7 protein-coding genes are annotated in these 13,020 nt (G+C 73.9%); 5 read left to right on the top strand and 2 right to left on the bottom strand.

Annotated features, from left to right (window positions below; translation table 11 throughout):
- Positions 1 to 58: 58 nt before the first annotated feature.
- Both gatC and gatA read left to right on the top strand, forming a co-directional pair.
- Complete coding sequence (gene gatC / locus HNR12_RS10035; RefSeq protein WP_179767236.1) at positions 59 to 358, top strand: Asp-tRNA(Asn)/Glu-tRNA(Gln) amidotransferase subunit GatC; 300 nt, start codon at positions 59 to 61, stop codon at positions 356 to 358.
- A 20-nt stretch (positions 359 to 378) separates the two neighbouring features.
- Positions 379 to 1,857: an Asp-tRNA(Asn)/Glu-tRNA(Gln) amidotransferase subunit GatA gene (gene gatA, locus HNR12_RS10030; RefSeq protein WP_179770522.1), complete on the top strand. Its 1,479-nt coding sequence runs from the start codon at positions 379 to 381 to the stop codon at positions 1,855 to 1,857.
- A gap of 199 nt (positions 1,858 to 2,056) precedes the next feature.
- Here gatA and HNR12_RS10025 read toward each other — a convergent pair whose 3' ends face one another.
- Both HNR12_RS10025 and HNR12_RS10020 read right to left on the bottom strand, forming a co-directional pair.
- Positions 2,057 to 3,268, bottom strand: coding sequence for a thioester domain-containing protein (locus tag HNR12_RS10025; RefSeq protein WP_372454517.1), 1,212 nt, complete (start codon positions 3,266 to 3,268; stop codon positions 2,057 to 2,059).
- Between the two features lie 498 nt (positions 3,269 to 3,766).
- On the bottom strand, positions 3,767 to 4,984 hold the full coding sequence (locus HNR12_RS10020) for a thioester domain-containing protein (RefSeq protein ID WP_179767235.1): 1,218 nt from the start codon (positions 4,982 to 4,984) through the stop codon (positions 3,767 to 3,769).
- Between the two features lie 393 nt (positions 4,985 to 5,377).
- Here HNR12_RS10020 and gatB point away from each other — a divergent pair, with 393 nt between their 5' ends.
- The 3 genes from gatB (at position 5,378) to HNR12_RS10005 (ending at position 13,005) form a co-directional block, all read left to right on the top strand.
- The gene (gene gatB, locus HNR12_RS10015; protein WP_179767234.1) at positions 5,378 to 6,928 is read left to right on the top strand and encodes an Asp-tRNA(Asn)/Glu-tRNA(Gln) amidotransferase subunit GatB; all 1,551 of its coding nucleotides are present in this window, start codon (positions 5,378 to 5,380) and stop codon (positions 6,926 to 6,928) included.
- A 1,173-nt stretch (positions 6,929 to 8,101) separates the two neighbouring features.
- Positions 8,102 to 10,813 carry a putative bifunctional diguanylate cyclase/phosphodiesterase gene (locus HNR12_RS10010; RefSeq protein WP_179767233.1) on the top strand — a complete coding sequence of 904 codons (2,712 nt, stop codon included), beginning with the start codon at positions 8,102 to 8,104 and terminating at the stop codon, positions 10,811 to 10,813.
- A gap of 209 nt (positions 10,814 to 11,022) precedes the next feature.
- Entirely contained in the window at positions 11,023 to 13,005 is a 1,983-nt protein-coding gene (locus tag HNR12_RS10005; RefSeq protein WP_274614041.1) for an acetolactate synthase large subunit, read from the top strand.
- Positions 13,006 to 13,020 lie beyond the last annotated feature (15 nt).

The following is a 13,020-nucleotide window of genomic DNA, read 5'->3' as shown; positions in this document are numbered from 1 at the left end:
GGCGGGCGCCTCGGCGGGGCGGGCACGTCCGATTCCGCCGAAGAAACGGTTGCCATTCATGTCCGCCATCACCCGCGATGAGGTCGCGCACCTCGCCCGGTTGTCGCGGCTGGCGCTGCACGAGGACGAGCTGGACCAGCTCGCCGCCCAGCTCGACGAGATCATCTCGGCTGTGGCCAAGGTGCAGGAGGTCGCCAAGGGCGACATCCCGCCCACCTCGCACGCCCTTCCGCTGACCAACGTCTACCGCCCCGACGAGACGCACCAGGGGCTCACCCCCGACCAGGCGCTGGCGGGCGCGCCCGCGGTGGAGGACCAGCGCTTCCGCGTGCCGCAGATCCTGGGGGAGGAAGAGTGACCGCCAGCGAGCTCGTGCGGATGAGCGCGGCCGAACTCGGCGCGGCCGTCCGCTCCGGCCAGACCTCCGCCGAAGAGGCCGCCGGCGCCTACCTCGACCGGATCGCCGAGGTCGACGGCCAGGTCAACGCCTTCCTGCACGTCGACCGCGAGACCACCCTGGAGCAGGCCCGCGCGGTCGACGCCCGGCTGGCCGCCGGCGAGGACCCCGGTCCGCTCGCGGGCGTGCCCGTGGCGCACAAGGACGTCTTCACCACCGCCGACATGCCCACCACCGCGGCTTCCAGGATCCTGGAGGGCTGGCGCCCGCCCTACGACGCCACCGTCACCGCGCGGCTGCGCGGGGCCGGGATGGTGGTGCTGGGCAAGACCAACATGGACGAGTTCGCCATGGGCTCCTCCACGGAGAACTCCGCCTACGGCGTCACCCGCAACCCGTGGGACCTCGGCCGCATCCCCGGCGGGTCCTCCGGCGGCTCCTCGGCGGCCGTCGCCGCCTTCGAGGCCCCGCTGGCCACCGGCACCGACACCGGCGGGTCCATCCGCCAGCCGGCGGCGGTGTGCGGCCTGGTGGGCGCCAAGCCGACCTACGGCGGGTCCTCCCGCTACGGCGTGATCGCCTTCGCGTCCTCACTGGACACCCCCGGCCCGATGGCCCGCACCGTGCTCGACGCCGCGCTGATGCACGAGGCGTTCTCCGGCCACGACCCCCGCGACTCCACCTCGGTCGACGCGCCCGTGCCGCCGGTGGTCGAGGCGGCCCGGCGCGCCGACGTCGAGGGCCTGCGCGTCGGCGTCGTCAAGGAGCTGGGCGGCGAGGGCTACCAGCCCGGCGTGCTGCGCCGGTTCACCGAGGCGGTGGAGCTGCTGGAGTCGCTGGGCGCCAAGGTCGTCGAGGTCTCCTGCCCCAGCTTCGACGCCGCGCTGGCCGCCTACTACCTCATCGCGCCCAGCGAGTGCTCCTCCAACCTCGCCCGCTTCGACGCGATGCGCTACGGCCTGCGCGTGGGCGACGACGGCACCCGCAGCGCCGAGGAGGTCATGTCGCTGACCCGCGCCGAGGGCTTCGGCCCCGAGGTCAAGCGGCGGATCATCCTGGGCACCTACGCGCTGTCCAGCGGCTACTACGACGCCTACTACGGCTCGGCCCAGCAGGTGCGCACGCTGATCAAGCGCGACTTCGACGCCGCCTTCGAGAACGTCGACGTGCTCGTCTCGCCGACCACGCCCACAACGGCGTTCCCGCTGGGCGAGCGCACCGGCGACCCGATGGCGATGTACCTGGCCGACCTGTGCACCATCCCGGCCAACCTGGCGGGCACCCCCGCGCTGTCGGTGCCCTGCGGCCTGGCCGACGAGGACAACCTGCCGGTGGGCCTGCAGATCATGGCGCCGGCGCTGGCCGACGACCGCACCTACCGCGTGGCGGCGGCCGTCGAGGCGGCGCTGACCGACCGCCGCGGCGGCCCGCTGCTGGCGGGCAGCGCCTTCGCGGTCTAGCGGCCGGCCCGCCGACCGCGCCGCGCGCACGAGGAACGGGCGCCCGGCCCCTCCAACCGGGGGGCCGGGCGCCCGTTGCCGTGTGCGCGCCCTTCAACGGGGGCCCGCGAAAGCAGAGGGCCCGCCGCCGCGTGGTGCGGCGGCGGGCCCTCACCCGCTGTCCGGTCCCGAAGGCTCGGGACTACTCAGCCGAGGAGACCTACTCGGCGGAGTCGGCGGCGGAGCTGCGGCGCTTGCGGCTCAGGTACATGGCCGCACCACCGGTGCCCAGAGCGGCGACGGCCGCGGCGACCAGACCGCCGATGGCGGCACCGGTCACGGGCAGACCGCCCTCGTCCTCGTCCTCCGGCGGAGCCTGGTCGTCAGGGGTCTCGCTGGGGGAGGGGCTGGGGGTCTCGCTGGGCGAGGGGCTCGGGCTGTCGCTCGGGCTCGGGCTGGGGGTCTCGCTGGGCGAGGGGCTCGGGCTGGGCTGGGTGCCCTCGGTCCAGTTGACGGTGACACCGCTCTCGACGCTGACCTCGCCCTTCTCGGCGGTGATCAGGGTCTGGGTCGGGGTGTCGCCGGTGCCGCGGAACAGGCGGCCGGCGTGCACCGTGGTGGAGACCGACGCGGTGACCGTGGCGGAGCCGGGCTCGGTGCCCTCGGGTACCGCGACACCGAACTTGCCGCCGTTGGCGACGCTCTCGACCGGCTCGCCGGTCTCCAGGTCGACCAGTTCGACGCCCTCGGGGCCCTCAAGGGTCAGCGGGACGGCGTCGGCGGTGGTCTCGACGGTGAACTCGCCGATGGTCTCGCCGGCGGTGCCCTCGGCGGAGGCCGGGGCGATGTTCAGCGAGATGTTCGGCTCGGAGGTCGAGGGCTCGTCCTTGGCGTTCTCGACCAGGTAGTCGTAGAGCGCCTTGACGTTGGCGTCGTTGTCGTCCTTCAGGTCGATGCCGTTGCTGAAGTGCCAGATGGCGGCCTGGGTACCGGCCAGGGCCTGCTGCTTCTGCAGCCCGGCCACGCCGCTCTGCTCGGCGAGCGTCGCGACGTCGACCTGGGGGTAGGAGTTCTGCAGGATCCAGTGGACCTTGGCCGGCTCGGCGAACTCGCCCTGGCCGGGGTAGGTCTCCCAGTCGTCCTCCTGGTACTCCGCCTTGCGGATGTTGGTCTCGAAGTCGATGCAGTAGGTCTTGAGGACCGTGCCGTCTTCGAGCACCAGGTCGAACAGGGTCGTGCTGACGCTGCCGTCGGTGGTGTTGACCTTGAGGCCCTGCTCGCCGCCGCCCTTGTAGTGCCCGATCGCACCCTCCGCGTAGGCGGGCATGGTCGAGACGCCGAAAGCCAGGGCCGCGGCAGCGGCGGTGGCCGCGACCTTGGTGATCACACCGGTGCGGCGCGGGGCAGAGTGGGGGTGAATCGTTATGGTCAAATCGAGTCCCGGTGCAATTAGGGGAAACCGGACATTGCTGTTTTCCCAGTTCACGGGATGAAACAGCCATCGGCCGACCAGGGGGCCGTGCGTCCAGGGACGCGGTTTCTGGTGCGGTGTTCGGCCGAAAGTGAATCTGACGCCTTGGGGGCGTGGTGCACGGATCGCCGATGACGGTAGCGGGGGGCCGCGTCGGCGAGTGCTCAACGACCGCACCGCCAGATACTAGCGACCCAATTCCGGGCTTCCAACCTGCTTCGCCAAATTCACACGAATCTGTTCTGTACTGTCCGTTATCCGGAACGGAGTGAACGCTGTCCGTTACGGCGCGCAGTGTGTCGACGCCAGGGGCGCGGAGAACGGCGGTACGGCCGATGACAGGCCCAAATTCACGCCGCACCGGTTTCAGTGGCGGGCCGAAGGGGAATTCGGGGCCTCCCGCGCCGCCCGGCCCGGGCGGACACCGGGTGGCACACCGCCCCTCCACGGCGGCGCGGATCACAGGTCGCGGCGGCGCCGCCCCAGGTAGAGCGCTGTCGCGCCCACCGCCACCAAAGCCAGCCCCACGATCACGATCGTCCCCAGCCACGTCCCGGTGTGGGCCAGCCGCTCCCGCGGCCGGCGGTCCTCGGCGACCACCATCGGCGTCTCGGAGTCCGACGGTGAGGGCGCGGCCTGCGCGGGCGCCGTGGAGGGGGGTGCCGAGGACGGGGCCGGGTCCGCCTCGGGCGCGGGGGAGGCCGGCGCGTCCGGCGCCTCGGGCTCCGGGGGCGCCCAGTCGACCTTCACCGACGCCGTCGCCCCCGCCATCGCGCTGCCGGCCGCAACCAGCGGCTGCGTGCTCACTCCGTAGCGGCCCACGAACAGCCGGCCCGGCGCCACCACGGCGTCGGACACCCCCGCGTACACCGTGGCCACGCCCGCGCCCGCCGTCTCCGGCAGCCGCAGGAAGAATCGGTCGCCGTCGCCCAGCCGCGCCACCTCGGTGCCGTCGGCGTCGGTCAGCCGCCCCTCGGGGGCGCCGCGCACCCACACCGACACCGGGCCCAGCGCCGAGGTGTGCACGGTCAGCGGTCCGATGGGCTCGGCGGGGTCGGCGCTCTCCACCCGCGCGGGGGTGACCCGCAGGCCGGGCTCGGGGGCGGGCCGCGCGGTCTCCTCGGCGCCGGCCACCAGGTGCTCGTAGAGCCGCACGACCGGACCGGCGTTCCCGCCGTTCCCGTTGCCGTTCGCGCCGCCGTTGCCGCGCCCGCCCCGGCCCAACTCCAGCCCGTTGGTGAAGTGCCAGATCGCGGCCTGGGTTCCGGCGATGGCCTGCGCCTCGGTCAGCGCCCGCGCGCCGCTCTCGGCGCGCAGCCGCTCCAGGCCCACATGGGGATAGGAGTGCTCGGCGATCCAGCCCACCGCGCCGGCGGCGTCGCCGGCGCCGGCCGGGGCCGCGGGGTCGTCCCAGGCCGCCTCGACGTAGGCGGCCTCGGGCCGCACGCTCGTGCTGACGTCGGCGCAGTAGGCGGCCACCTCGGCGCCCTCGCCCACCGCCAGCCGGTACAGCGTGGTCTCGGCGGCCTCGCCGCCTGCCAGCAGCACGGTGGCGCCGGGGGTGGAGTCGGGGGCGACCCGCGAGATGTCGTCGGCGGCGGCCGGGGCACCCGCCCCGACGGCCACGGCAAGGGCCGCGGCGGCCGCGGCGGCGGCCCGCCGCAGGGTGCGGAACATGGCTGAAGGCACACTCCCCCCGGAAAGGCGCGGGACGGATCGGGGGTCAAGGGCGGACCGGGAACCGGCCTGCTCGGACGGCCTTCAGCGTAACCTCGGCGGGCCCCGGCGGCGGGCCGCGCCGCCCGAGCCGACGTCGAATCGTGCGCATGCCGTGACATGGCGCGTATCCCCCGTGACCGCCCGGCCGGGGCGGCCGCCGCCCGCGGCCGGACGTCCCCGGCGCGCGCCCGACATCGGTAGGCTCGGAGGGTAGGCCGCGACCTGCCGATCGGCGGTCGGGGCCGTGCGCCCGGCCCCCGCCTCGCGTGAACCGCGGGCGCGGTCTTTTCGGACGATCCCGCCGGGGCGCACCGGCGGTCCTCCTCGGATACGGAAACGGGTTGTGCGGCGATGGTTGGCGCGGTAACGAATGGCCCTGCCACGAGCGGTGTTGGTCCGGCCCCCGTGGCCTTCGACGACGCCATGCGCTCCTATGAGCCGGTGCTCGGGCTGGAGACGCACGTCGAACTGGGCACCGCCTCCAAGATGTTCTGCTCCTGCGCCACGGCGTTCGGCGCTCCGCCCAACACCCAGGTCTGCCCCGTGTGCCTGGCGCTGCCCGGCTCGCTGCCGGTGGTCAACGGCACGGCGGTGGAGAGCGCGATCCGGCTGGGGCTGGCGCTGAACTGCTCGGTGGCGTCGTGGTGCCGCTTCGCGCGGAAGAACTACTTCTACCCCGACATGCCGAAGAACTACCAGATCTCCCAGTACGACGAGCCGCTGTGCTCCGACGGCTACCTCGACGTCACCGTCGACACGCCCGAGGGCCCGCGCGAGTTCCGGGTCGAGATCGAGCGCGTGCACATGGAGGAGGACACCGGCAAGACCGCCCACGTGGGCGGGGCCACCGGCCGCATCCACGGCGCCGAGTACTCCATCGTCGACTACAACCGCGCCGGCATCCCGCTGCTGGAGATCGTCACCAAGCCCATCGAGCACACCGGCGAGCTGGCCCCGCAGGTGGCCCGCGCCTACGTCGCCGAGCTGCGCGACCTCGTGCGCTCCCTGGGCATCTCCGACGTCCGCATGGAGCAGGGCTCGCTGCGCTGCGACGTCAACGTCTCGCTGATGCCGCGCGGCGCCGACGAGTGGGGCACCCGCAGCGAGACCAAGAACGTCAACTCCCTGCGCTCCGTCGAGCGCGCCGTGCGCTCGGAGATCGAGCGGCAGGCCGGCGTCCTCAACGCCGGGCAGCGCGTGGTGCAGGAGACCCGCCACTTCCAGGAGAACACCGGCACCTCGGTGTCGGGCCGCAGCAAGGAGGAGGCGCAGGACTACCGCTACTTCCCCGACCCCGACCTGGTGCCGGTCGCCCCCAGCGCCGAGTGGGTCGAGGAGCTGCGCGCCACCCTGCCCGAACTGCCCGCCGCCAAGCGCGCCCGCATCAAGGCCGAGTGGTCGCTCTCCGACGAGGAGCTGCGCGACCTGATCAACGCCGACGCCGTCGACCTGGTCGCCGCCACCGTCGAGGCCGGCGCGCCGCCGGCCGACGCCCGCAAGTGGTGGCTCAACGAGCTGTCGCGCCGCGCCACCGAGACCGAGGTCGAACTGGCCGACCTGCCCATCACGCCCGAGCAGGTGGCCCGCGTGGCCGCCCTCGTGGCCGAGGGCGCGCTGACCAACAAGCTGGCCCGCCAGGTGGTCGAGGGCGTGCTCAACGGCGAGGGCGACCCCGACGCCGTGGTCGAGGCCCGCGGCCTGAAGGTCGTCAGCGACGACTCCGCGCTGGGCGCCGCCGTGGACGAGGCCATCGCCAACGACCCCGACGCCGCCGACAAGGTCCGCAACGGGAAGGTGGCCGCCGCGGGCGCCCTGGTGGGCGCCGTCATGCGGGCCACCAAGGGCCAGGCCGACGCCGGCCGCGCCCGCGCGCTGATCCTGGAGCGCCTCGGCGCCCAGTGACCCGCGCGGCGGGGTCCGCGTTTCCGGCCCGCCGCGCCGGGTCCCGGAAATGTCGGCGGGCTCGGGCACCATGGGTGCGGGCACCCGGTGTGCGGCGGCGGCCACGGCGGCCGTGCCGCGCACGCGGTGCCGGCGGCCGACCGAAATCCGCCGACCGGGCCGAACGGCCCCGGCCGAAACCCAAGCGGGGCGTGGCCGGGGCGGTCGCGGGCCGGGCGGCGCGCGCCGGTGCGGCCGTCCTGGGGACGGCCGCGGGTGTGTCCGAGAACAGCGGCGGGAGGTGGTGCCGCACCGCCGCACCCGCCCCGCACGCGGCCGCCGACGTCCGGGCGGGCGGGCCCCGACGCGCCGCGGGGCCGGCCCGGAGCCGGGTTCGGCGGGGGCCGCGCCGGGAGGGGCGCGCGCCGGGGCGGGACCGGGCGGCCGGTGCGCCGCGCACGGCGTGACGAAGTCGAGCGGTGCCGCTCGGCCGAGGAGGGGGCAGCATGGCAGTGGCGAACGACCTGGTCAGCGGCTGGGATTCGGCGAAGGGCACGCAGGGTGACCACATCGTCGCCGTGTCTCTGCTGCATCTCTATCTCCGCGTGACATTGGCTGACTAGCCTTGATCACGCGGAACCGGTGACATGCCTACGACGATCCGGCGGCCACGCCCCGGTCCGGGAGCCGCCGCCTCTGCGGCACCTCGGGGGCCGGTCCCACGCCCGGCGCCGAACAGCCGGACACACGCACGCGCCTCCCGGTGCCCTGGGCGCCTGGCCCCGCCGAAGCGGCCCGGCCCCGGAGCCGGACCAGACCGTCGCGCCCGCCGCGCGGGAGGAGGAGCCGCCCCATGACCGCAACGCCCGCCACCACGACGGCCGGCCCGCGGACGGCCCCCGACACCCCGCCGCCCGGACCGGCGCCGCGGACCCGCCGCACCGGCCCGTGCCGCCGGCCCGCCCGCGCCGCCGCGCCCGGCCGCCCGGCACCGGCCACCTCACCCAGCACCGCCCTCGGTGCGGACCCGGCTCGCTGAAACCGCACCGGGCCCCGCCGGGCACACATCCCGGAAGGAGGCGGGTGCCGCAACTCCGGCCAGCGCCGGAGCGGTCGCGCCCAACCATCGATGATCACGGTCGCCGCGGCGGTACGCGCCGCCCGCCCGGCCAACCCGCGTCCCGGAGGGTGGCGATGAAGCACGATTCCCGCATCTGGCTCGGGGGCGTCGTCGCCTTCGCGGTGGTCTACGCGCTGGGGACACTGGTCGACTTCCGCGCCGGTTCGCTCACCGCCTGGCTCGGCTCCTGGCCGCCGGCCTTCGCCGCCGCCGCGGCCGCCGCCTCCCTGCTCTACGCCGCCCGCCGGCGCGCCGCCACCACCGCCGACAACGAGGCCAACGCCGAGGGCGCCGACGGCGCCGCCGCGCTGCGCTTCCTCGGCCTGGCGGCGGCGGCCTGGAGCGCGGGCGCGTTCGTCTACGCCGTCACCGGCCTGCTCACCACCAACGCCGCGGTCTCGCTCACCTTCGGCGACCTGTTCTCGCTGGTGGCCCTGCCGCTGTTCGTGCTGGGCTTCACCCGGTTCGCGCCGCTGCCCAGCGGGCTGCGCCCGGGGATCCGGCACGTCACCGACAGCTACGTGGGCGCGGCCGCCCTGTTCTCGATCGTGTGGCTGCTGCTGTTCGCGCCGCTCTACAGCGAACTCGGCGAGGGCGCGGAGTTCCTGGCCTTCGCGCTGGTCTACCCGGTGGCCGACATCGCGGTGCTGTGCCTGCTGGCGCCCCTGGTGTTCACCTCGCCGCACAGCACCCGGCGCGCGGTGCTGCTGGCCATCGGCGCGTTCGTCATCATCTGCGGCGCCGACCTGATCGGTGCCGTCACCCGGCTCACCGGCGTGCTCCCGGCCGGCGGCATCGAGTACCCGGTGCGGCTGCTGGGGTTCGCGCTGCTGGCCAGCCTGCCCTGGCTCATCCGCGACCGCGCCGGCGCCCGCCCGCGCCGCATCACCGGGCGCGGGCTGTACCGCTTCGCCCCCGAGATCGCCGCCTGCGGCGCGCTCTTCGCCGCGGCGGTGGTGCTGACCATCGGCGGGCTTCGGGTCGACGGCGTGGCCCCGGTGCTGCCGCTGGCGGCCGGTTCGGCGGTCATCGTGCTGCTGGTGCGCGTCAGCGGCCTGCTGGAGGAGAACGCCACGCTCTCGCGCATGGTGCACACCCGCGAGCAGCACTTCCACGAACTGGCCCGCAACAGCGGCGACGTCATCCTCATCCTCGACTTCGACGGCCGCGTATTCTACGTCAGCCCCGGCGCCGCCGAGGCGTTCGGCTACCGGCTCGACGACCTGATCAGCGAGCCCGTCACGGCGATCGTGCACCCCGAGGACCTCCCGCGGGTGAGCGCCGCGGTGTCGGCGTTCACCGGCGGCGGCAGCGAGGGCATCCACCTGCGGGTGCGCGTGCGCGCCGGCGACGGCACCTGGCGCCACACCGAGTCCACCGCCTCGCTGTACGAGCAGCCGGGCGAGCCCGACCGCCTGCTGGTCACCACGCGCGACATCAGCGCCCAGGTGGCGCTGGAGGACCAGGTCAACCACCTGACCTTCCACGACGGCATCACCGGCCTGCCCAACCGCGCCTACCTGGAGGAGCGTGCCCGCGAGGTGCTGGCGCGCCGGCAGCGGCTGCTCGACTCCGGCGCCACCGCCGAGGTCGCCGCGATCTTCCTGGACCTGGACGGCTTCACCGCCGTCAACGACTCCGCCGGGCACACCTTCGGCGACTACCTGCTGGCCCAGGCGGGCCGGCGGCTGCGCGCCACCACCGACTCCGGGGTCACCCTGGCCCGCTGGGGCAGCGACGAGTTCGCCGTCCTCATCGAGGACAGCGCGCACGCCCAGCGGATCGTGGACCTCGCCGAGCGGCTGGCCCGCGTCATCAGCGCCGAGCCCTTCCAGGTGGCCGACCGCGAGGTCGTGCTCTCGGCCAGCGTGGGCGTGGCCTTCGCCGAGCAGGGCATGGACGCCGGCGAGCTGCTGCGCAACGCCGACATGGCCATGGCGCGGGCCAAGGAGTCCGGCGGCGGCGGGCGGATGGAGATCTACGCCGCCCACATGCACGCCATGGTGGTGGGCCGGCTGGAGCTGCAGACCCAGCTGCGCCAGGCCCTGGCCGGCGGCGAGTTCCTGCTGGAGTACCAGCCGGTGGTCGACCTGCAGAGCTCGCAGGTCACCGCTGTGGAGGCGCTGGTGCGCTGGGAGCACGGCGACACCCGGGTGATGCCCGAGGGGTTCATCGGCGCCGCCGAGGAGTCCGGGCTGATCATCCCGCTGGGGGAGTGGATCCTGCGCGAGGCGTGCGAGAAGGTCGCGCTGTGGCGGGCCTCGGACTGGGACATCGCACTGTCGGTGAACCTGTCGGTCAAGCAGATCCTGGCCCCCCGGTTCGTCGAGACCGTGGCCGGTGTGCTCGCCGACAGCGGCCTGCCCGCCGAGGTGCTGACCATGGAGGTCGACGAGGAGGTCCTGCTGGAGGACCAGGGCGAGGCCGTGGAGCGCCTGGCCCAGCTGCGCCGCCTGGGCGTGCGGCTGGCCATCGACGACTTCGGCATGGACTACGCGTCGCTGGCGCACCTGCGGGAGCTGCGGGTCGACACCATCAAGATCGACCCGTCGTTCATCCGCGACCTCGGCTCCGACGGCACCGTGACCCTGCTGACCCACACCATCATCCGGCTCGGCCAGGACCTGGGGGTCCAGGTGGTGGCCGAGGGCATCGAGCACACCGCGCAGCTGGAGCAGCTGCGCTCCATGGGCTGCGGCTACGGCCAGGGCTTCCTGGTGGCCAGGCCGATGGTCGCCGAGGGCGTCGAGGCGCTCGTCGGCGGCGAACTGGGGATCCCGCTGTAGGCGGCCGGGCGCCGGCCCGCCGTGCCGGAGGCGTCTTCGGGGCCGTGCGGCCCCGGGGCGCCGCCGCGCGGTGCCCGCGGCGGTGCGCCCGGCGCCCCGCACACGCTGTCACCTGCGGGTTTCCCAGTGTGGCGGCCGTTCCGGCGCGGCCATCGGCGCGCTTCTGTGACCTGGGTCGCAATCGCATTCTGAACTTTTCGTCTCGCTATATGAGACAAACCGCCGTTTCGGTTGACGCGCCGCCCGCGCCTCGGTCATCGTTGGTTCCGTGCAGAGCAACTTCCTCATTCTCGTACTTGGTCGGCGCGCAGCCAGCTGACCAAGCATCCGTGCTGCGCGCTCCCTCCAACCGCACCCGCGGTGGGGGGTTTTTTGTTGCCAAGCGCAGTTGCCAGGCACACCCGACGACGAGCCCTCCGAAGGATCTTGTGATGACCGAGCAGATGACCGGAGCCCAATCGCTCATCAGGTCACTGGAGCATGCCGGTGTCGACGTGGTGTTCGGGATCCCCGGCGGGGCGATCCTGCCCGCCTACGACCCCCTCTACGACTCGGTGAACGTGCGGCACATCCTCATGCGGCACGAGCAGGGAGCGGGCCACGCGGCCGAAGGCTACGCCTACGCCACCGGGCGCCCCGGCGTCTGCATGGCCACCAGCGGCCCCGGCGCCACCAACCTGGTGACCCCCATCGCCGACGCCCACATGGACTCGGTGCCCCTGGTCGCCATCACCGGCCAGGTCGCCACGCCCCTCATCGGCACCGACGGCTTCCAGGAAGCCGACATCTGCGGCATAACGATGCCCATCACCAAGCACAACTACCTCGTCAAGCGCGCCGAGGACATCCCGCGGACCATCGCCGAGGCCTTCCACATCGCCTCCTCCGGCCGCCCCGGACCCGTCCTCGTCGACATCGCCAAGGACGCGCTCCAGGCCGCCGTCGACTTCGAGTGGCCCCAGCGCCTGGACATGCCCGGCTACCGCCCGGTCACCAAGCCGCACGGCAAGCAGGTGCGCGAGGCCGCCCGGATGATCGCCGAGTCCCGCCGGCCCGTCCTCTACGTCGGCGGCGGCGTCCTGCGCGCCGGCGCCGCCCAGGAGCTGCGGGTCCTGGCCGAGCTGACCGGCCTGCCCGTGGTCACCACCCTGATGGCCCGCGGCGTCTTCCCCGACAGCCACCCCCAGCACCTGGGCATGCCCGGCATGCACGGCAGTGTGGCCGCCGTGGGCGCGCTGCAGAAGGCCGACCTCATCGTCGCCCTGGGCGCCCGCTTCGACGACCGGGTCACCGGCAAGCTCGACAGCTTCGCCCCCGGCGCCAAGATCGTCCACGCCGACATCGACCCCGCCGAGATCTCCAAGAACCGGCACGCCGACGTCCCCATCGTCGGCGACTGCCGCGAGGTCATCGCCGACCTCGTCGTGGCCGTCCGCAACGACCAGGCCGCCGGCCGCCAGGGCGACTACGCCGCCTGGTGGGCCCAGCTGGACCGGCTGCGCGAGGTCTACCCGCTGGGGTATGAGGACCCCGACGACGGCACGCTCTCGCCCCAGCACGTCATCCGCCGCCTGGGCGAGATCGTCGGCCCCGACGCCCACTACGTCGCCGGCGTCGGCCAGCACCAGATGTGGGCCGCCCAGTTCATCGGCCACGAGAAGCCGGGCTCCTTCATCAACTCCGGCGGCCTGGGCACCATGGGGTTCTCGGTGCCCGCCGCGCTGGGCGCCAAGGTCGGCGCGCCCGAGCGCACGGTGTGGTCCATCGACGGCGACGGCTGCTTCCAGATGACCAACCAGGAGCTCGCCACCTGCGCGATCGAGGGCATCCCCATCAAGGTCGCCATCGTCAACAACGGCAACCTCGGCATGGTCCGCCAGTGGCAGACCCTGTTCTACGAGGGCCGCTACTCCAACACCGACCTGCAGACCGCCCCGCGCGACAAGAAGGTGCGCATCCCCGACTTCGTCCGCCTGGCCGAGGCGTACGGTTGTGTCGGGCTGCGCTGCGAGCGCGCCGAGGACATCGACGCCACCGTCGAGAAGGCCATGGCGGTCGACGACGCGCCGGTCGTGGTCGACTTCACCGTCCACCAGGACGCCATGGTCTGGCCCATGGTCGGCCCCGGCATCAGCAACGACAACATCCAGTACGCGCGCGACATGGCGCCCGACTGGGACGACGAGGACTGAGTGGAAGAGCGAGAA

It is taken from the genome of Streptomonospora nanhaiensis (genome assembly GCF_013410565.1).
Lineage (GTDB): Bacteria > Actinomycetota > Actinomycetes > Streptosporangiales > Streptosporangiaceae > Streptomonospora > Streptomonospora nanhaiensis.
This window is presented reverse-complemented; position numbering and strand designations above follow the sequence as displayed.